Raw genomic sequence first — 17,963 nt, 5'->3', positions numbered from 1 at the left:
TCCCTAGTGGCGGTCGCGTAGCGCGCCCGCAAGCGATGCCGTCGCGCTGCCCCGTTTCGCCGGCTGCGGCTGATCGGGCGACGGTGACCAGCCGGTAAGAAAGACAATCTCGAACGTCTCGCTCGTTCGCCCATCGGCATCGGCCGCCCCGGCGAACGCGGCGGCAGCGCGCGCCAGCGCCGCGCGGCCGAGCAGATGGCGATTTGCAAGGACGTTGGTCGCCGCCATGCCACGAAGGTCACCAAGTAGCCGTCCAATCGACGCATAGCGCACACGCAGACTCTCGGTATCCGCGACGGGCAGCGCGAAGCCGGCGCGCATCAGCAGGTCTCCGGCCGAGCGAACGTCGATCTGCGGGTGGAGCCGCGCCACCGGACGCTCTGCCTCGGCGACGCGCAACGCGGCGCGCAGCGCGCTCAGCGAGCCGGCGCCAAGCATCGCGCCGAGGAACAGCCCGTCCGGCTTCAGTACGCGACGCGTCAGTGCGAGCGCGCCGGGCACATCGTTGAGCTGATCAAGTACGCCGGCGGAAATCACGAGATCGAACGACGCATCGGCGAAGGGCAGCCGATCCTCGTCCGCCTGCACGCCGCCGCTGATCCGCGCAAAGGCGTGGCCAGCGTCTAGCCGAGTCACGCGGGCGCCTGGTGGCGGGACGAAGGCGCCGTCAAAACTGCCGAGATCGAGGACGTCGGTGAACGCGCGCTTCACCGACGCCAGTCGCTCGGCGATGCCGTCGAGCATGGCGGCGCGCAGGAAATCGTGCGCCGCATAGTTAGTTGCCGCGCGGTCGCGGCGGTGCCGACGTGCGGCGCGGTCGAAGATCTCTGGGGCGGCCATGGCGGCGGCTTGTGCGCTTCCGCGCGGCGCGCGACAAGCGTCGCCGATGGCCTGGAACATCGCCGAACCGCTGCTGTCGCTCGCGCTGCCGCCGCGCTGCCCGGGCTGCGGCGCGGTGACCGACCGGCCGCACCGGGTCTGCAGCGCGTGCTGGCCATCGCTCCAGTTCCTCACGCCGCCGTGGTGCGCCGCGTGCCATACACCCTTCGCTTTCGATCGTGGGGCGGACGCGCGATGCGGCGACTGCCTCACCGCGCCGCCGCGACACGCCGGCCTCGACGCGGCGGTCGCCTACGGCCCGGTCGCCTGGACAGTCGCGCTACGGCTGAAATATGCCGGGCGGGCGGCGTTCGCCGAGACCGCCGCGCGTCTGATGCTGCGACACCTTCCCGTGGGTGCCGAGCTGATCGTCCCGGTGCCGCTGCATCGCTGGCGCTTATGGTCGCGCGGCTACAATCAGGCGGCGCTGATCGCGATCGCGCTGTCCCGTCTGTCGGGCGTCGCGGCCGACAATGGCGCGCTGGTGCGCCGTTACGCGACGCCGGTGCTTCGTGGGCTGGGCAGGGCGGGGCGTCGCCGCGCGGTATCGGGCGCGTTCGCGATCGCTCAGGGCGCCACGCTGCGGGGGCGCAGGATCGTGCTGGTCGACGATGTCCACACCAGCGGCGCGACGAGCGATGCCTGCGTCCGCGCGCTGCTGGCGGCGGGGGCGGCGCGGGTGCACGTTCTGTGCTGGGCGCGCGTGCTCGATCCGACCGCCGCGGATTGACAATCGGCGGCCGCGTCCACAACTCGGAGCGCATGGCGCAGGTCGAAATCTATACCAAGGCGTGGTGCCCCTATTGCACCCGCGCGATGCAGCTCCTGTCGGCGAAGGGCGTTGAGCCGGCCGAGTACGACATCACGATGGGCGGGCCGAAGCGCGCCGAGATGATCGATCGTGCCGGCGGACGCACCACGGTGCCGCAGATTTTCATCGACGGAAAGCATATTGGCGGATCGGACGATCTAGCCGCGCTGGAGCGCGCCGGCGGGCTCGACCCGCTTCTCGCGGCGACGTGACGCCAAGCCCCGCTGCGACAGGCGCATCGATGGCGCACACGGCGACCGCGGCGATCCTGCAGATGACAAGCGGGATCGATCCGGCAGCGAATGCCGATGTGATCGTGCGCGCGATCGACGAAGCGGCGCAGGGCGGGGCGGCGATGCTGTTCACGCCGGAGATGTCGGGGCTGCTCGATCGCGACCGGGCGCGGTCGGCGCAGTCGATCGTTGCGGAAGATGACGACCATGTGCTCGCGGCGGTTCGTAATGCGGCGGCACGTACGGGAATGTGGGTTCATATCGGCAGCATGGCAGTCCGGCGAGCGGACGGTCGGCTGGCGAACCGTGGCTTTGTGATCGACGATAGCGGCGCGATCCGGGCGCGCTACGACAAGATTCACCTGTTCGACGTCGATCTGCCGACCGGCGAGAGCTGGCGCGAGTCGTCGGCGTATGCGGCCGGCGAGGCGGCGGTCGTGGTCGATACGCCGCTCGGCCGGCTCGGGCTGACGATCTGCTACGATCTTCGCTTCCCCGACCTGTTCCGGTCGCTCAGCGACGCCGGCGCGACGATCCTAACGGTGCCGGCCGCCTTTACCCGACCGACTGGCGCCGCGCACTGGCACATCCTGCTGCGAGCGCGAGCGATCGAGGCGGCGTGTTTCGTGATCGCGGCGGCACAGACAGGCGAGCACGCCGATGGCCGTGCAACCTTCGGCCATTCCCTAGCGGTCGATCCTTGGGGCGAGGTCATCGCGGATCTCGGCGAAAGCGCCGGCGTGACGCTCGTCGCGATCGATCGCGAGCGGATTGCCGAGGTTCGCGCTCGCATTCCGGTGCTCGAACATCGCCGGGCAATCCCGCCCGTGACGCTGGCGGTAGGCGGGCCGCGGTGATCGTGTTCGATCTGCGGTGCGCTGGGGAGCACGTGTTCGAGGCGTGGTTCGCGTCGTCAACGGCGTATGACGATCAGCGCGCACGCAAGCTGATCGCCTGCCCGGTGTGCGGCGACACGACGATCGAGAAGGCGGTGATGGCGCCCAACGTATCGGCAAAGGCGAACGCGCGTACGCCCGCCCCGCCGGTGGACGTCAAGGTCGCGCTCCGGGCGCTGGCGGCCGCGCAGCGCAAGGTGCTCGAAGGATCGCGCTGGGTGGGCAAGGATTTCGCGGCGCAGGCGCGCGCGATGCACGACGGCGCGCAGCCGCACGAGACGATCCACGGGCAGGCGACGATCACCGAAGCCAAGGCGCTGGTCGATGACGGCGTTGCGGTTGCGGCTTTACCGCTGCCGATCGTGCCACCGGAACAGTCGAACTAGCCATCTGTTCGTCAAGGATGCCCGGTGTGATCCGGGCATGGACGATTTGTCCAAGCGACGACGATCGTCACGGCGCTAAGCCGGTGTTTTCTGGTCGAGGAATGTGGACGTGGATCAAGACAAAGCGGCCGAAGTGCCCGATCCCGCAGCCGCACAGGGCAAGTTCGGCTGGATCCTTCGTACCGGATGGAAGGGGTGTTGCCCGCGATGCGGCAATGGCCCGATGTTCAAGTCGTGGCTGGGCATCGTTGATCGCTGCCCTACGTGCGGACTGGATTACCGTTTCGCCTCACCCGACGACGGGCCGGCCTTCTTCTCGCTCTGCCTAATCGCGCTGCCGCTGATCTTTTTCGTCGTATGGTTGCAGGTGCGCTTCGAGCCGCCGGCGTGGGTGCACCTCGTCACCTCGGTACCGGTAATGGTGCTAGGCTGTTTGCTCCCGCTGCGGCCGATCAAGGGCTGGCTGGTCGCGTCGCAATACGTCAATCGCGCGCAGGAAGCGGGGACGCAGAAGCTGTGGAAGTCGCTCGACGGATCGTTCGAGGATTGAGCCCCAATCGCTGGGCGCATCGCGATTGACCGGCTGGACGGGCGGCCGTAGCTAGGCTGGCAGTGCCCCCGTAGCTCAGCAGGATAGAGCGACGGTTTCCTAAACCGCAGGTCGTGCGTTCGAATCGCGCCGGGGGCACCATCCGTCTTGAATAGCGGCGGGTGGGACGCTGCAAGCGCAGCGCCCCGAAATCGTCAGGCCTTGACGTGCGCCGAGATGTACTTGTTCATCTCGAACATCGTCACCTTGTCCTTGCCGAAGACCTTCTTCAGCGCCTCGTCGGCCAGAATCTCGCGCTTGTTCTCGGGGTTCTGCAAGTTGTTCGACTTGATGTAAGCCCAAACCTTGCTGATCACCTCGCTGCGCGGCAGCTTGTCGTTGCCGACGACGGCACCCAGTTCGGGCGAGGGCTGTACCGGGGCGTGGATGCCGCCGGTCTTCTTGGCCTCTTCGCCGGTCTTGGTCTTGGTAGCCATTACTTTCCTTCCTGTTGCGCCGGTCATTCGGCATCTCGCGGAATCACGCTGTACAGAGCGCGCCGGGTCTTCTGCGCTGCCCCGACGCGCTTGTCACGCGTTACGGGCAGTCGCGTGGGTGGCCGCGTAGCGAAAGGCAGGCGAGAATGGATACGGTTAGCGAGAGCAAGGCGTTCGGCGGCATCCAAGGCGTGTATCGTCACGCGTCGGAGGCGACCGGTACCGACATGACCTTCTCGGTCTACGTGCCGCCGCATCAAGATGGCACACGATTGCCTGTGCTGTGGTTCCTGTCGGGACTCACCTGCACGCACGCCAACGTGACCGACAAGGGAGAGTATCGCGGCGCCTGCGCCGAGCACGGCATCATCTTCGTCGCGCCCGATACCAGCCCACGCGGCGACGGCGTGGCCGACGATCCGGCGTGGGATCTGGGGCAGGGCGCGGGCTTCTACGTCGATGCGACCGAGGCGCCGTGGGCGAGCAATTACCGCATGCGGCGCTACATCGAGGACGAACTGCCCGCGCTGATTGCGACTGAATTCCCCGTCGCCGACCTGACCCGGCAGTCGATCTGCGGGCATTCGATGGGCGGACATGGCGCTTTGACGATCGCGCTTCGCAATCCGGAGCGGTTCCGCAGCGTCTCCGCCTTCGCGCCGATCGCCTCGCCGCTGCACTGCCCGTGGGGCGAAAAGGCGCTGACGGCCTATCTGGGCGCCGATCGCGGTGCGTGGCAGGCGTATGACGCCTGCGCGCTGATCGCGGATGGGGCGCGGCTGGAGGCGATACTGGTCGATCAGGGGGATGCGGACGCGTTCCTCGACGAACAACTGAAGCCTGATCTACTCGCGCGTGCGTGCGCGGAGGCGGGAATCGACCTGACGTTGCGGATGCAGCCCGGGTACGATCACAGCTACCACTTCATCTCGACCTTCATGGCCGACCATGTCGCCTGGGCAGCAGAGCGGCTGAAATGAGTAGGGCGGGTCGTTGCCGACCCGCCCTTTAAGGAAGCGTCAGCACCGGCCCGTCGAAACGGGCCGGCGGCGCGCGATCAGAACTTGAAGCCGGCGGCGATGCCGTAGCGGCGCGGTTCCAGCGTGAAGATGTTGGTGAACAGGCCCGACGACTGGTCGGTGAGGTACAGACCGGTCGTCGCATTATTATCGAACACGTTCGATACGAACCCACGCAGGTACCACTTCTCCTCGGCGCCGTTCAGCTGCACCTGGGCGTTGACCTGCTCGTATCCCTCGATCCGGTTGACCCGGCCGTTGAAGATGTTGCCGTAGCTCTCGCCGGTGTAGGTGACGTCGACGCGCGGCACGAAGCTCATGCCGTTGTCGAAGTCGAACGTCTTCTGCACGCCGGCGGAGAACTTGGCGATCGGCGCCTGCGGCAGCGAGTTGCCCTTGATGCTCACCCCGACGCCGTCGACCACCTGGATGAGACCGCCCGGATTGAACGCACCGTTCGACGCCAGCGTCGTCAGCGTGCTGCACTGGCTGAACGCGCCGCTGCGCGCGCCGACGTTGGCATCCGCCGGGAACGCCTGCGGTCCGCGCAGCCCGTTGGCGGTGGTAAGGCCGCGTGAGGCGTTGATCTGGTTATTCGCCGCGGTGACGAAGGCTTCGGCGGCTGCGGCGTTCGGCCCGCGGACGACGCAGTTGAACGCCGCGCCGATGTCCTTGATGATTACCGTGTTGGGATCACCGCCCGACGGATCGCGCTGGTTGATGAACGGGCTTTCTTCCTGCACGCTGGTGTTCAGGTAGCTCGCGCCGAAATTGACGACCCAGCCCGGCCCCGGCCGAACGACCGCTTCCGCCTCGACGCCCCAGATGTTGGCATCGATATTGTCGTTGATTGACGAGCGCGCGACGATGCGGCTCAGCTGAAGGTTCTTGTACTTATAGTAGAAGCCAGTGAGGTTCAGCGTCAGCTTGCCGTTGGCGAAGGTGTTCTTCGATCCGATCTCGAACGCATCGATGCTTTCCGGCTGGAACGCATCGGGGATCGTCAGGCCGGCGACCTGAACCGCCGGATTGAAACCGCCCGACTTGTAGCCGCGCGAGTAGGATGCATAGAGCAGGTTGTCGTCGGTGATCTTGTAATCGAGCACCGCGCGCCCGGTGAAGGCGTCAAACGTGCGGTTACGGAACTGCTCGGACTGGACGCCGGGCGTCACCGGATCGGCATCGTACAAACCGAAATACGGCGAATCATAGGCGGTGCCGGTCTGGTTGTACGGTACCAGGAAGCTGGCGAGCGTGCTGCGCGCGCGCACCGTCTTCTCGTCGTTGTTATAGCGGATGCCGAGCGTCAGCTTGAGGCGATCGTTGAAGTCGAAATAGGCTTCGCCGAAGATGCCGTAGGACTTAAGCTTGAACTCGGGCGTGCCGTTGCGAAAGAACGGCGTGCCGAGGAAGCTCGGCGGAATGCCCGCCGCGGCGCCGCCGAGGCTCTGCAAGCTGCCGAGCACGCCGGTGACATAGTCGATCGGGAAGGCGTTCACGTAATAGTCGCCGTCGCGCAGCTTGTTCTGCACGTAGATGCCGCCGATCAGGAAGTTGAACATCCCGTCGAAGTCGGACGACACGATGCCTTCGGCCGACCACGCCTTGGTGCGCTGGTTCGACCGGTCATAGGCGAGCGGGGTGGCGGCGCAGCGCTTGAACCCGCCGTACGAGCCGAGCCCGGTCTCTTCGGGCAGCGAGGTGCAGACACCGCCGTTGACGCCGTTGGGGATCAGCGCGTTCGCGATCGGGCGGAAATAGGGTGCGAGCGCCGGATTGGCGGCGAACGCCGACAGCGCGGTGAGGCCAGGGATGATCCCGGTCGAATTGCCGACGCCGAGCGAATAGTCCTGCGACGATTCGACCTTGGTCTCGTGGTAGAAGCCGGTGATCTGCGCCTTGATTGGGCCGAAATTATGCTCGAGCCGGCCCTGAATCTGCAGTTCGTCGGTGAAGTACGTCGGATCGGTCGCCGACGCGATCACGCGCGGATCGGGCGAGTCGAGATAGCCGGCGTAGGAATCCGGCCCGTAGAGGCTGTTGAGGCCGAGCGCGGCGAAGGTCGGGCCGCCGGAGATCGCAAGGAACTCGCGGCTGCCGAGCGTGCCGGTGAAGCTCGAGTTGGTGTTGCTACGCGAGGGATCGCGGCGGCCATTGAGACAGCCGAGCGTGCCGGTCGGATCGCGCTGGCAGACCTGCTTCTGGATGCGCAGGCGGTTGTCGTCCTCGCGGAAGTAATAGCCCATCAGGTCAAATGTCGTATCGACCGAAGGCTCCCAGCGGAACGAGCCGCGGATCGCGTACATGTCGCGGCCGTCGATCCGCGTGTTGAGGAAGGTGTTCTTCGTGTAGCCATCGCGGTTGAGGTAGAAGCCCGCGACGCGAACCGCCATCGTATCACCCAGCGGAACGTTGATCACGCCCTTGGCGCGGATCGAATCGTAATTGCCGTATTCAAGCTCGCCCGAGGCCGAGAAGGCGTCGGTGCGCGGCTTCGCCGAGATGAAGTTGATGACGCCCGAGGTCGCGTTGCGGCCAAACAGCGTGCCTTGGGGGCCGCGCAGCACCTCAACGCGCTCGAGATCGAAATACTCGGTCTCGAAGATGCGGGTGGCAAGCAGCGGGGTGCCGTTGATATGGATTGCGGTCGCGGCGTCGCACGAGATGCCGACGCACAGATCGCCGATACCGCGGATGGTGAAGCTGGAGCCGGTGAAATTGCCCTTCGAGAAGGTGACGTTCGGCAGCGTCAGCTGAAGGTCTGACGCGTTATCGATCTGTTGTGCCTGCAGCGTTTCGGCGGAAAAGGCGCTGACCGCGATCGGCACTTCCTGCAGCGTTTGCGACTGGCGCTGCGCCGTGACGACGATGTCCGAGCCATAGCCCGAATTGCCCTGTGCCGCGTCACCCGCGCCGTCCGGCGTCGCCATGTTGGGCGCGTTCGTAGGTGTGGTATTCTCCGGGGCAGGCGTGCTCTGTGCCATCGCGGCGGCGGGCAGCATGGCCACCAAGGCCATGGCTGTAGCGGCAAAAAGCTCAATCCTGCGCATCGGCATCCTCTCCTGATGTCCGCGTCGGCTTGGTGCCGATCTGCGGATGTTCAATGGTTCGGTATGGACCGTAGCGCCCGAAAATTTCACTCGTCAATTGAATTTGCGTTATGATCGTGCGCGGCACGTCACCCCTGTGTCTCAAATGAAACAGTAGCAATAACGAACCGGCATCGTATGGCGCGTGGGATCGGAAGGCACTCGGAAGGGGTTTGAGAGGGCATGAAGGTGCACGGTACGCCGGAGGATGGCGATCTTATCGGAAGCGACGGCAAGATTGTGGTGCCACCGCACGTCGAGGATGCGATCCGCACATTGCTGCGCTGGGCCGGTGACGATCCCGCACGCGAAGGGCTGATTGACACGCCGCGCCGCGTCGCGCGCGCTTGGAAGGAATATTGCGTGGGCTATGCCGACGATCCCGCGCACCACTTGTCTCGCGTATTCGAGGAAGTGGGTGGATATGATGAGATCGTGCTGCTGCGCGATATTCCGTTCCAGTCGCACTGCGAGCACCACATGGCGCCGATCATCGGCCGCGCGCACATCGCCTATCTGCCGCGCAACCACGTGGTCGGCATCTCGAAGCTTGCGCGCGTGCTGCACGCCTATGCGCGGCGGCTGCAGGTGCAAGAGCGGCTGACCGCGGAGGTCGCCGACTGCATCTGGAGCGGGCTGAAGCCGCAGGGCGTGGCGGTGGTGATCGAGGCGAGCCACGCGTGCATGACCGCACGCGGCGTGCGCACGCCGGGCGTATCGATGGTGACCAGCCGGATGATGGGCGTGTTCCGCGACGACGAGCGCAGCCGCAAGGAAGTACTGGCGTTGATGGGCATGCAGGGCCGCGCGTGACGCGCAGCGTGCTGGTGACGGGCGGGGCGAAGCGGTTGGGCGCCGCGATCGGCCGCGCCTGCGCCGCTGCGGGTTGGCGTGTCGTGATCCACTACGGCAGCTCGAAGGACGCGGCGGAGGCGCTGGCGGCCGAGATCGGGGGGGTGACGGTGAAGGGCGATCTGGCAAACGTCGGTGATCTGTTCGACCGCGCCGTCGCGGCGAACGGCGGGCCTGTCCACGCCCTGGTCAACAGCGCGTCGCGCTTCGAGGAAGATCGCCCCGAGGCGATCGATGCCGATCTCGCCGCGCGGCTCTACGCGATCAACTGCACCGCGCCCGCGCTGCTCGCCGCCGCGCTGGCGGCGCAGCCGACGCTCGCCAGCGGCGCGATCGTCAACCTGCTCGACCAGAAGCTCGCCAATCCGAACTCCGATTTCTTCTCCTACAGCCTGACCAAGTACGCGCTCGCCGGCGCGACCGAGATGATGGCGATGGCCTTTGCGCCGCGCGTCCGCGTTAACGCGGTGGCGCCCGGATTGACGCTGCCGAGCGGTGACCAGAGCACGGAGGAATTCGATCGCGTGGCACGCGCCAATCTGCTCGAGCGCCCGGTCGGCGCGGCGAACGTCGCGGCGGCGGTCACGTATCTGCTCGATGCGCCGAGCGTTACCGGGCAGACGATCTACGTCGACGCCGGGCAGCGCTTCCTGAAGCGCGACGGTGACGTGATGTTCGACGGGCGCGATCGTTCCGGAACAGACGGGACGGCGAATGGCTGACTATACGATCATCCTCGATCGCTTCGACCTGGCGATGCGACTGGGCATTCATCCGCACGAGGAAGCGCCGCAGCGCATCCGCATCGCGGTCGAGATGACGGTCAGCTACGCGGCGCCGCCGAGCGCCGATGCGATCGACGAGGTGCTCGACTACGATTTCGTGCGCGACGGTATTCACGCGCTGGCGGCGGGGCGCGCCTTCGCATTGCAGGAGACGCTGGTCGAAGCGATCGCCGCGCTGTGCCTGGGCGATCGGCGCGTGCAACAGGTACGCGTGCGATCGATGAAGCTGGACGTCTACCCCGATGCGCGAGTCGGCTGCGAGATCGTCCGCCGCCGCTAGGCGCCATCGCGGCGCGCGAGCCTGCGCCATGTCGTTCCCACTAGTGAAACGAGGAGCGACCAGAACAGCCAGTCGATTCCAAACGCTGCGGGATCGACCGCGTCCTCGATCAGCGACAATCTGCCCGTCACCGACACGCCCGGCCGGTCGATGAGGAAGGTGAGCGGCCAGCCGCCGCCGAAGCTTGCCTCGCTGGCGAAGACAAGATCGCGGTGAACGGCGACCGAGCAGCAGGTTAGGACGAGGCCGGCTAACGCGCGCAGTGCGATGTAGCGGGCGGTGCGCGATCGCCTGAGATCCGCCGGGTTTGCTCCGTTACTCCGCTCCACGCCGCGCGCGCCCGCGCCGTCAGACGCGATTGGCCGCGCTGAGCACTGCACGGACGCTGGCGGTGGCGATGTCCGTATCAATGCCAACGCCCCATATCGTGCGGCCGTCCGCGCTGCGGCATTCGAGATAGGCAACCGCCTGCGCACCGGCGCCGTGGCCAATCGCATGTTCGGTATAGTCGACGACGTCGAGGCTCGGGCCGGTCGATTCAGCGAGGGCGGCGATCACGCCCGAGATGAGGCCGTTGCCGCGCCCTGATAGGGAGCGCTCTTCGCCGTCGATCGCGATACGCCCGACGAATAGGCGATCCCCGACACTGCCCGTCTCATCATAGTCACGCAGCACGAAGCGATCCGTCGCCGTCGGCAGATAGGCGCGCTCGAACGCGCCCCAGATATCGCCGGCGTTGAGCTCGCGGCTCGTCTCGTCCGCCAGCGCCTGGACGTGGCGGCTGAAATCGGCCTGCAACCGCTTGGGTAGCTTCAGCCCCTTGTCCTGCTCGATCACCCAGGCGACGCCGCCCTTGCCCGACTGCGAGTTGACGCGGATCACTGCCTCGTAGCTGCGGCCGAGATCGGCTGGATCGATTGGCAGGTACGGCACCTCCCACAGATCGTCGTTGCGCGCCTCCTGCGCCGCGAACCCCTTCTTAATCGCGTCCTGGTGACTGCCGGAGAAAGCGGTGAAGACGAGGTCGCCGGCATAGGGCGTGCGGGGATGGACGGTGATGTTGGTGGCATATTCCACCGTCTTCACGATGCCGTCGATATCCGACAGGTCGAGCCCGGGATCGACGCCCTGCGTGTACATGTTGAGCGCAACGGTCACGAGATCGCAATTGCCGGTACGCTCGCCATTGCCGAGCAGACAGCCCTCGACCCGATCGGCGCCGGCCATCAGCCCGAGTTCGGCGGCAGCGACGCCGGTGCCGCGATCGTTGTGCGTGTGCAGACTGATGACGACTGCGTCACGGTTCGGGATGTGGCGGCCGAAATATTCGATCTGATCGGCATAGACGTTGGGCGTCGCGCATTCGACCGTGGCGGGCAGATTGAGAATGATCGGATCGGCCGGCGTCGGGCGCAGCACGTCCATGATCGCGGCACAGACCTCCAGGCTGAAATCGACCTCGGCGGTGGAGAAGGTCTCCGGGCTGTATTCGAATTGCCAGCGGGTATCGGGCTGCTTCGCCGCTTCGTCGCGCAACACCTTCGCGCCCTCGATCGCTATCGTCTTCACCTCGGCGCGGCTCATGCCGAAAACGATCCGGCGCCATGCCGGGCTGACGGCGTTGTAGAGGTGGACGATCGCGGTTCGCGCGCCGGCGAGGCTGCGGAAGCTCGTCTCGATCAGATCGCGTCGCGACTGTGTCAGCACCTGGATCGATACGTCGTCGGGAATGCGGTTCTCGCGGATCAGGCCGGAGATGAAATCGAACTCGGTCGCCCCGGCGGAGGGAAAGCCGACTTCGATCTCCTTGAGGCCGATTCTGACGAGAAGGTCGAAAAATCTCGTCTTCTTCTCGGCGTCCATCGGGTCGATCAACGCCTGGTTACCGTCGCGCAGATCGGTGGAAAGCCAGCGCGGGGCACGGGTGATCGCCTTCGACGGCCAGGTGCGGTCCGGCATGTCGATAGTGGGGAAGGGGCGGTATTTGGTCGATGGATCGCGCAGCATGGGTGTCTCGCATCGCGGGAGGGGCGTGTCGGAGGCGTGGCCCTTAGGCGGATCGCGTGCCGCCCTTTGGGCGCACAGCGGTGGTCGCGCCTAAGGGCGCGTAAGTCGAAGAAGGAGGCCGTGGCGGCAGATCATCGGAACCGGGGCGTGGCGCAGTTTCGCCGCGATGTCCAGCGCCACTGAAATTTCATGCTTTCGTAACAGCTTGGCCGTTAGCGCAAAGCCTTCGTCGAGCAAGCAACCCGAAAGGAACCCCGTGCGACAGATCCTCTACATCAGCACGGCGGCGCCATCGGCCGATATCGACGTTACCGCGATCCTCGCGCAATCGATGCGCAACAATCGGCGCGAGGGCGTAACCGGCCTGCTGTGGACCGACGAGCGGCGGTTCCTCCAGGTGCTGGAGGGGCAGGACGCCGCGGTCCAGGGGGTGCTCGACCGCATCCGCCGCGATCCCCGCCACCGCGCGATCGTCGTGCTGCACGACCGCACCGTCGAGGCACGCGAATTCGGTGCGTGGGAGATGGCGCGGCGTGGGCCGAGTGACAGCGCGGATGCATTCGACGCGCGCATGACGCAGCATCTCGCCGCCGCCTCGTCGACGGTACGCGGCACATTCGAAGGGCTGATCGCCGCTCGACGCGCCGCGTAACCGCCGGCCGCTTTACTTCTGGAAAGCGGCGGTGATCTTCAGCTTCACCTCGTCCGACACCATCGGGATGCCGTAGCCGACGTTGAACTCGCTGCGGCGAATCGACGTGGTGGCGGTGAAGCCGACATTCTCCTTGCCGCCCATTTGCGCCGGCATCTTGCCCGCGCCGTAGAAGGCGGCGTCGAGCGTCACCGGGCGGGTGACGCCGTTGAGCGTGAGGTTGCCGGCGATCTTCGCGGTCTGGCCCGAAGGCGTGACGCGCGTCGATACGAAGCGCGCAGGCGCGGGAGCGGCGCCGAAGAAGTCCGCGGACTTGCCGGCGTCGGCGGGCTTCAGCAGATGCTTGGTGAGGCCAGCGCTCGCGGTGGTGACTTCGACGACGGGAATCGACACATCGACCTTGGCGGCGGCGAGGTTCTTGGGATCGAGCGTCAGCGTGCCTGTGATGTTGCCGAACAGCCCGAAATACGGCGTGAAGCCGAGGTGATCGACGGTCCATTCGACCAGCGTGTGGCCGGCGTCGGCGGTGTAGGTGCCGCCGCTGATGGCGGCGGGGTTCTTGCTGCCGGGCGCCTGCATCGGCGGCTGCTGCGCGACGACCGCGGCGGTCAGCAGGGTGGAGAGCAGAAGGACGGGGGCGAAGCGCATCGAGAGGTCTCCCAGGATATCGTTGCGCGAGCAGACCATAGCTGCGTGACAAAGGAAAGCGCGGCGACGTGAAACGCCGCGTTTCGATCAACCGGTGACGCCGACCTGCAGATCGAAACGGATCCGCACCCATGCACCGACCAGCGGGCGGCCGTTGACGCGGGGTGGCCGTACGAGGAACTGCCACGCCGCCTGGCGCAGGCCGCGCGCAATACCCGATCCCGGCGTTTCGCCCATCTCGCGACAGTCCTCGACGCGGTTGCGCTCGATCGTGCGGCACATGACCATCCCCCAGCCGGACTCGCGCCGCGGGGGAAGGTAGGTGACGAGCTCGGCGCGGGTCGGCTCGCGCACCCACTCGGCATTGTAGAGCCGCTCGCCGTTGGGCCCGGCACCGCCGCCGCCGCCATCGGGCGCGCCGCCGCCGCTGTCGGCGAGCGCCGTCGCGCCCCCCGCGTCATCGGCAGCGCGCGGGATGCGGCCGATGTTCGACGCCGCGAAATCAGCGCGCGACAGGTTGATGACGCCGGGCAGCACGATCGGCGGCGGGGGCAGTGTGGGCGGTGGCGGGGCGGCGCGGGGCGGCGTGACGCGGCGTTCGGCGCGCTTTTCCTGCCGCTGCGTCGTGCGCTGCGCCGGCGCGGCCTTCCGGCCGGGCGGCGCAACATCAAAGGTGCTGAGCAGCCGGCCGCCCCCGGGGGGTGGCAGGCGTAGGCCACCCATCCGCACCAGCACCAGAACAAGCAGGGCGACCAGCGCCAGCGCGATCGACAGCGAGGCGGCGCGGCTGCGCCACGTAGGCCGGGCAAGATACGTCGAGTGGGTGAGGGACGCCGGCCGCATCGCCCCGCCGCCTAGTCGCAACCGGCAGCGGGGACAATGCGGGGGCGATAAGTTCCCCGGAGGAAAGATCAGTTCTTGGCCTTGTCGACCAGCTTGTTGGCACCGATCCACGGCATCATTGCGCGCAGTTCGGCCCCGGTCTTCTCGATCGGATGCGCTTCCGCGGCCTTGCGCGCGGCCTTGAGTTCCGGCTGACCGGCGCGGTTGTCGAGCACGAAATTCTTGACGAAGCGCCCCGACTGGATGTCGGCAAGGACGCGCTTCATCTCCTTCTTCGTCTCGTCGGTGATGATCCGCGGGCCGGTGGTGATGTCGCCATATTCGGCCGTGTTGCTGATCGAATAGCGCATGTTCGCGATGCCGCCCTCGTACAGCAGGTCGACGATCAGCTTGGTTTCGTGGAGGCACTCGAAATACGCCATCTCGGGGGCGTAGCCGGCCTCGACCAGCGTCTCGAACCCGGCCTGGATGAGGTGAGTGATGCCGCCGCACAGCACCGCCTGTTCGCCGAACAGGTCGGTCTCGCACTCTTCCTTGAAGTTGGTTTCGATGATGCCCGACCGACCGCCGCCGACGCCGCTGGCATAGGCGAGCGCGATATCGTGCGCGTTGCCGCTCGCGTCCTGGTGAATCGCGATGAGGCAGGGAACGCCGCCGCCCTTGGTATACTCGCTGCGCACGGTGTGGCCGGGACCCTTGGGCGCGATCATGATGACGTCGATGTCGGCGGGTGCCTCGATCAGCCCGAAGTGGACGTTGAGGCCGTGCGCGAAGGCGAGCGCGCTGCCGGGCTTCATGTTGCCCTTCAGGTCATTCTCCCAGATCGCGGCCTGATGCTCGTCGGGGGCGAGGATCATCAGGATGTCCGCCCAGCCGGCCGCTTCCTTGTTGCTCAATACGTTGAAGCCCGCGTCTTCCGCCTTCTTCGCGGTCGCCGAGCCCTCACGAAGCGCGATCGCGACTTCCTTGACGCCGCTGTCGCGCAGATTCTGCGCATGCGCGTGGCCCTGGCTGCCGTAGCCGACGATGGCGATCTTCTTCGTCGCCAGCAGGTTCAGGTCGGCATCGCGATCGTAGTAGACACGCATTGTTGTACCCCTTCGTCAGTCTCCCGGCGGCGAAGCTTTGCCCGCAACCGTCAGTGATTATCGATCCCCGCCCCGGCGGGGAGGACGGAAAAACGCTAGGCGGCGTCCTTGCCGCGCGCGATCGCGACGATGCCGGTACGGGCGACCTCGATCAGTCCGACCTCGCCCATCAGTTCGACGAACTTGTCGATCTTCTCGATCCCGCCGGTCACCTCGAACACGAACGACGAGGTGGTCGCATCGACGACGCGCGCGCGATAGACCTCGGCGAGGCGAAGCGCCTCGATGCGGTGATCGCCGGTCCCTTGCACCTTGACCAGCGCGAGCTCGCGTTCGACGTGCGCGCCCTCGGCGGTGAGATCGCGGACCTTGTGGACCGGCACCAGCCGATCAAGCTGCGCGACAATCTGCTCGAGCATCGGCGCGCTCGCCGACGTCACGATCGTGATCCGGCTGACCGACTTGTCGGCGGTGATCTCGCTGACCGTCAGGCTTTCGATATTATAGCCGCGCGCGGTGAACAGGCCGGCGATCCGCGCGAGGATGCCGGGTTCGTTGTCGACGATGACGGCGAGCGTGTGGCGCTCGGCTTTCTCGGATTTGATATGCACTGTCGAAGTCCTTCTCCCCCGCGCAGGTTACGCGGGGGCGGGGCAGATTTGAGGCGGAGCCGGCGGGCGGCGGGATCAGACGAGCGCCTTGGCCTCGTCGTCCATCGTGCCCGACACCTCGTTCGCCTGCAGGATCATGTCGGTATGCGCCGCGCCGCTCGGGATCATCGGGAAGCAGTTGGCGAGCTTCGCCACCATGCAGTCGACCATTACCGGCCCGTCATGCGCGAGCATCTCGGCGATCCCCGCCTCGAGCGCGTCGGGATGCTCGATGCGGATGCCCTTCCAGCCATAGGCTTCGGACAGCTTGACGAAATCGGGCAACGAATCGGAGTAGCTCTCGGCATAGCGACTCTCGTAGGTTAGCTCCTGCCACTGGCGGACCATCCCCATATATTCATTATTCAGGATGAACACCTTGACCGGAAGGCGATATTGCGTTGCCGTCGCGAGCTCCTGGATGTTCATCTGGATCGAGGCCTCACCCGCGATGTCGATGACCAGCGCATTGGGATTGCCGAGTTGCGCGCCGATCGCGGCGGGCAGGCCGTAGCCCATCGTGCCGAGCCCGCCGCTCGTCAGCCACTTGTTGGGCTTCTCGAACCCGAAATGCTGCGCCGCCCACATCTGGTGCTGGCCGACCTCTGTGGTGATGATCGGATCGCGCGCGTGGGTCGCCTCCCACAGCGCGCGGATCGCGCGCTGTGGCATGATGACCTCGTTGTCGTTGGGGAAGTTGAGGCACTGGACCGCGCGCCACCCCTCGATCCGCCGCCACCATTCGCCGGTATCGGGCTTGGGATGCTGGCGCGCCTTCCAGATGCGGACCATGTCCTCCATCGCGTGGCCAGCGTCGGCGACGACGCCAAGATCGATGCGCACCGTCTTGTTGATGCTCGAGCGATCGACGTCGATATGCACCTTGCGGCTGTTGGGCGAGAAGGAATCGAGGCGTCCCGTCACGCGATCGTCGAACCGCGCCCCGATCGCGACGATCAGATCAGCCTGGTTCATCGCCATATTGGCTTCGTAGGTTCCATGCATGCCGAGCATGCCGAGGAACTGCGGCGAGCTTGCCGGGAAGCAGCCGAGTCCCATCAGCGTCGAGGTGACCGGCGCGCCCGTGATTCGGGCGAGTTCGCGCAGCAGCTGCGACGCGCCCGGTCCCGAATTGATGATCCCGCCGCCGGTGTAGAGGATCGGACGCTCCGCCGCGGCGAGCATGTCGACGACCTGCTCGATCTCGCTACGGTCGGCCTTCACCGCGGGGCGATAGGTCTTGTGCTGGATCGGGCCGGGCTTGCTGTATTTGGCGGTGGCGACCTGCACGTCCTTCGGCACGTCGACGACAACCGGGCCGGGGCGGCCGGAGGTCGCGATATGGAACGCCTCGTGAATCACGCTGCCGAGCAGCGCTGGATCCTTCACCAGGTAATTGTGCTTGGTGCAGTGGCGCGTGATGCCGACCGTGTCGGCTTCCTGGAACGCGTCCGAACCGATCAGCGTCGTCGGCACCTGGCCGGTGATGACGACCATCGGGATCGAATCGAGCAGTGCATCGGTGATGCCGGTGACGGCGTTGGTCGCGCCGGGACCCGAGGTGACGAGAACAACGCCGGGCCTGCCGGTCGAGCGTGCATAGCCCTCCGCCGCGTGGGTCGCCGCCTGTTCGTGGCGCACCAGGATGTGGCGAATGCGCTTGGATCGGAAGAGTGCGTCGTAGATCGGTAGAACCGCACCCCCGGGATAGCCGAAGATGACCTCCACGCCGAGATCGCACAGCGCCTCGACCAGGATGTCGGCTCCGCTCTTCTCAGTCACAATTCAATTCCTTCGCCAGATGCAGGCTCATTAGCCG

General features: G+C 66.4%; 21 protein-coding genes and 1 tRNA gene. 11 read left to right on the top strand and 11 right to left on the bottom strand.

What is annotated here, in order from left to right; translation table 11 throughout:
- Nucleotides 1-3 precede the first annotated feature (3 nt).
- Entirely contained in the window at nucleotides 4-840 is an 837-nt protein-coding gene (locus tag B7L05_RS10485; RefSeq protein WP_085810218.1) for a methyltransferase domain-containing protein, read from the bottom strand.
- Nucleotides 841-886: 46 nt separating this feature from the next.
- On the opposite strand from B7L05_RS10485, the gene B7L05_RS10480 reads away from it, so the two are divergent.
- The 6 genes from B7L05_RS10480 to B7L05_RS10455 all read left to right on the top strand — a co-directional run bounded on the left by B7L05_RS10480 (nucleotide 887) and on the right by B7L05_RS10455 (nucleotide 3,896).
- Nucleotides 887-1,609: a double zinc ribbon domain-containing protein gene (locus B7L05_RS10480; RefSeq protein ID WP_085810544.1), complete on the top strand. Its 723-nt coding sequence runs from the start codon at nucleotides 887-889 to the stop codon at nucleotides 1,607-1,609.
- Between the two features lie 32 nt (nucleotides 1,610-1,641).
- A complete protein-coding gene (gene grxC / locus B7L05_RS10475; RefSeq protein ID WP_085810543.1) occupies nucleotides 1,642-1,902 on the top strand; it encodes a glutaredoxin 3 in 261 nt (86 codons plus the stop codon).
- A gap of 29 nt (nucleotides 1,903-1,931) precedes the next feature.
- The gene (locus tag B7L05_RS10470; protein WP_085810217.1) at nucleotides 1,932-2,780 is read left to right on the top strand and encodes a carbon-nitrogen hydrolase family protein; all 849 of its coding nucleotides are present in this window, start codon (nucleotides 1,932-1,934) and stop codon (nucleotides 2,778-2,780) included.
- The gene (locus B7L05_RS10465; protein WP_085810216.1) at nucleotides 2,777-3,205 is read left to right on the top strand and encodes a DUF1178 family protein; all 429 of its coding nucleotides are present in this window, start codon (nucleotides 2,777-2,779) and stop codon (nucleotides 3,203-3,205) included. Before B7L05_RS10470 ends, B7L05_RS10465 begins: the two co-directional genes overlap by 4 nt.
- A gap of 109 nt (nucleotides 3,206-3,314) precedes the next feature.
- A complete protein-coding gene (locus B7L05_RS10460; protein WP_256926688.1) occupies nucleotides 3,315-3,755 on the top strand; it encodes a DUF983 domain-containing protein in 441 nt (146 codons plus the stop codon).
- Nucleotides 3,756-3,819: 64 nt separating this feature from the next.
- Nucleotides 3,820-3,896 (top strand) — tRNA-Arg (locus tag B7L05_RS10455).
- 53 nt (nucleotides 3,897-3,949) lie between these two features.
- On the opposite strand, the gene B7L05_RS10450 is transcribed toward B7L05_RS10455, so the two are convergent.
- On the bottom strand, nucleotides 3,950-4,231 hold the full coding sequence (locus B7L05_RS10450) for an SWIB/MDM2 domain-containing protein (protein ID WP_085810215.1): 282 nt from the start codon (nucleotides 4,229-4,231) through the stop codon (nucleotides 3,950-3,952).
- Nucleotides 4,232-4,377: 146 nt separating this feature from the next.
- On the opposite strand from B7L05_RS10450, the gene fghA reads away from it, so the two are divergent.
- Nucleotides 4,378-5,211, top strand: a complete 834-nt coding sequence (gene fghA, locus B7L05_RS10445; RefSeq protein ID WP_085810214.1) for an S-formylglutathione hydrolase — start codon at nucleotides 4,378-4,380, stop codon at nucleotides 5,209-5,211.
- A 77-nt stretch (nucleotides 5,212-5,288) separates the two neighbouring features.
- On the opposite strand, the gene B7L05_RS10440 is transcribed toward fghA, so the two are convergent.
- A complete protein-coding gene (locus B7L05_RS10440) occupies nucleotides 5,289-8,267 on the bottom strand; it encodes a TonB-dependent receptor (RefSeq protein WP_256926687.1) in 2,979 nt (992 codons plus the stop codon).
- Between the two features lie 19 nt (nucleotides 8,268-8,286).
- The gene (locus B7L05_RS17600; protein ID WP_218776004.1) at nucleotides 8,287-8,427 is read right to left on the bottom strand and encodes a hypothetical protein; all 141 of its coding nucleotides are present in this window, start codon (nucleotides 8,425-8,427) and stop codon (nucleotides 8,287-8,289) included.
- Between the two features lie 95 nt (nucleotides 8,428-8,522).
- On the opposite strand from B7L05_RS17600, the gene folE reads away from it, so the two are divergent.
- From folE to B7L05_RS10425, 3 genes are read left to right on the top strand one after another with little or no spacing between them, the layout of a single operon-like run.
- Nucleotides 8,523-9,152 (top strand): GTP cyclohydrolase I FolE, encoded by a 630-nt coding sequence (gene folE, locus B7L05_RS10435; RefSeq protein WP_085810213.1) that lies wholly within the window; start codon nucleotides 8,523-8,525, stop codon nucleotides 9,150-9,152.
- Nucleotides 9,149-9,913, top strand: a complete 765-nt coding sequence (locus B7L05_RS10430; protein ID WP_085810212.1) for an SDR family oxidoreductase — start codon at nucleotides 9,149-9,151, stop codon at nucleotides 9,911-9,913. The genes folE and B7L05_RS10430 overlap by 4 nt, the downstream gene beginning before the upstream one ends.
- Nucleotides 9,906-10,256 carry a dihydroneopterin aldolase gene (locus tag B7L05_RS10425; RefSeq protein ID WP_085810211.1) on the top strand — a complete coding sequence of 117 codons (351 nt, stop codon included), beginning with the start codon at nucleotides 9,906-9,908 and terminating at the stop codon, nucleotides 10,254-10,256. The genes B7L05_RS10430 and B7L05_RS10425 overlap by 8 nt, the downstream gene beginning before the upstream one ends.
- On the opposite strand, the gene B7L05_RS10420 is transcribed toward B7L05_RS10425, so the two are convergent.
- Nucleotides 10,253-10,585, bottom strand: coding sequence for a hypothetical protein (locus B7L05_RS10420; protein ID WP_144037231.1), 333 nt, complete (start codon nucleotides 10,583-10,585; stop codon nucleotides 10,253-10,255). The two genes, B7L05_RS10425 and B7L05_RS10420, sit on opposite strands and share 4 nt — an antisense overlap.
- 19 nt (nucleotides 10,586-10,604) lie before the next feature.
- On the bottom strand, nucleotides 10,605-12,263 hold the full coding sequence (gene leuA, locus B7L05_RS10415; RefSeq protein ID WP_085810209.1) for a 2-isopropylmalate synthase: 1,659 nt from the start codon (nucleotides 12,261-12,263) through the stop codon (nucleotides 10,605-10,607).
- A 256-nt stretch (nucleotides 12,264-12,519) separates the two neighbouring features.
- On the opposite strand from leuA, the gene B7L05_RS10410 reads away from it, so the two are divergent.
- Complete coding sequence (locus B7L05_RS10410; protein ID WP_085810208.1) at nucleotides 12,520-12,915, top strand: BLUF domain-containing protein; 396 nt, start codon at nucleotides 12,520-12,522, stop codon at nucleotides 12,913-12,915.
- A gap of 12 nt (nucleotides 12,916-12,927) precedes the next feature.
- On the opposite strand, the gene B7L05_RS10405 is transcribed toward B7L05_RS10410, so the two are convergent.
- The 5 genes from B7L05_RS10405 to B7L05_RS10385 form a co-directional block, all read right to left on the bottom strand.
- A complete protein-coding gene (locus tag B7L05_RS10405; RefSeq protein ID WP_085810540.1) occupies nucleotides 12,928-13,563 on the bottom strand; it encodes a YceI family protein in 636 nt (211 codons plus the stop codon).
- A gap of 87 nt (nucleotides 13,564-13,650) precedes the next feature.
- Nucleotides 13,651-14,406, bottom strand: a complete 756-nt coding sequence (locus B7L05_RS10400) for a hypothetical protein (protein ID WP_085810207.1) — start codon at nucleotides 14,404-14,406, stop codon at nucleotides 13,651-13,653.
- Nucleotides 14,407-14,474: 68 nt separating this feature from the next.
- Complete coding sequence (ilvC, locus tag B7L05_RS10395; RefSeq protein WP_085810206.1) at nucleotides 14,475-15,494, bottom strand: ketol-acid reductoisomerase; 1,020 nt, start codon at nucleotides 15,492-15,494, stop codon at nucleotides 14,475-14,477.
- A 95-nt stretch (nucleotides 15,495-15,589) separates the two neighbouring features.
- Nucleotides 15,590-16,105 carry an acetolactate synthase small subunit gene (gene ilvN / locus B7L05_RS10390; RefSeq protein ID WP_085810205.1) on the bottom strand — a complete coding sequence of 172 codons (516 nt, stop codon included), beginning with the start codon at nucleotides 16,103-16,105 and terminating at the stop codon, nucleotides 15,590-15,592.
- Nucleotides 16,106-16,180: 75 nt separating this feature from the next.
- Nucleotides 16,181-17,926, bottom strand: a complete 1,746-nt coding sequence (locus B7L05_RS10385) for an acetolactate synthase 3 large subunit (protein ID WP_085810204.1) — start codon at nucleotides 17,924-17,926, stop codon at nucleotides 16,181-16,183.
- Nucleotides 17,927-17,963: the final 37 nt, after the last annotated feature.

Origin of the sequence: Sphingomonas sp. TZW2008, assembly GCF_002117915.1 — a bacterium.
Classification (GTDB): Bacteria; Pseudomonadota; Alphaproteobacteria; order Sphingomonadales; family Sphingomonadaceae; genus Sphingomonas.
Note: the sequence above shows the minus strand (reverse complement) of the source record. Positions and strands in the feature narration are given on the sequence as shown.

Coding starts and splice junctions, on each gene's coding strand:
- leuA (WP_085810209.1), bottom strand. CDS start 12,263: ATGCTGCGCGATCCATCGACCAAATACCGCCCCTTCCCCACTATCGAC.
- B7L05_RS10405 (WP_085810540.1), bottom strand. CDS start 13,563: ATGCGCTTCGCCCCCGTCCTTCTGCTCTCCACCCTGCTGACCGCCGCG.
- B7L05_RS10480 (WP_085810544.1), top strand. CDS start 887: ATGGCCTGGAACATCGCCGAACCGCTGCTGTCGCTCGCGCTGCCGCCG.
- B7L05_RS10400 (WP_085810207.1), bottom strand. CDS start 14,406: ATGCGGCCGGCGTCCCTCACCCACTCGACGTATCTTGCCCGGCCTACG.
- B7L05_RS10425 (WP_085810211.1), top strand. CDS start 9,906: ATGGCTGACTATACGATCATCCTCGATCGCTTCGACCTGGCGATGCGA.
- B7L05_RS10470 (WP_085810217.1), top strand. CDS start 1,932: ATGGCGCACACGGCGACCGCGGCGATCCTGCAGATGACAAGCGGGATC.
- ilvC (WP_085810206.1), bottom strand. CDS start 15,494: ATGCGTGTCTACTACGATCGCGATGCCGACCTGAACCTGCTGGCGACG.
- B7L05_RS10440 (WP_256926687.1), bottom strand. CDS start 8,267: ATGGCCTTGGTGGCCATGCTGCCCGCCGCCGCGATGGCACAGAGCACG.
- B7L05_RS10485 (WP_085810218.1), bottom strand. CDS start 840: ATGGCCGCCCCAGAGATCTTCGACCGCGCCGCACGTCGGCACCGCCGC.
- grxC (WP_085810543.1), top strand. CDS start 1,642: ATGGCGCAGGTCGAAATCTATACCAAGGCGTGGTGCCCCTATTGCACC.
- fghA (WP_085810214.1), top strand. CDS start 4,378: ATGGATACGGTTAGCGAGAGCAAGGCGTTCGGCGGCATCCAAGGCGTG.
- folE (WP_085810213.1), top strand. CDS start 8,523: ATGAAGGTGCACGGTACGCCGGAGGATGGCGATCTTATCGGAAGCGAC.
- B7L05_RS10450 (WP_085810215.1), bottom strand. CDS start 4,231: ATGGCTACCAAGACCAAGACCGGCGAAGAGGCCAAGAAGACCGGCGGC.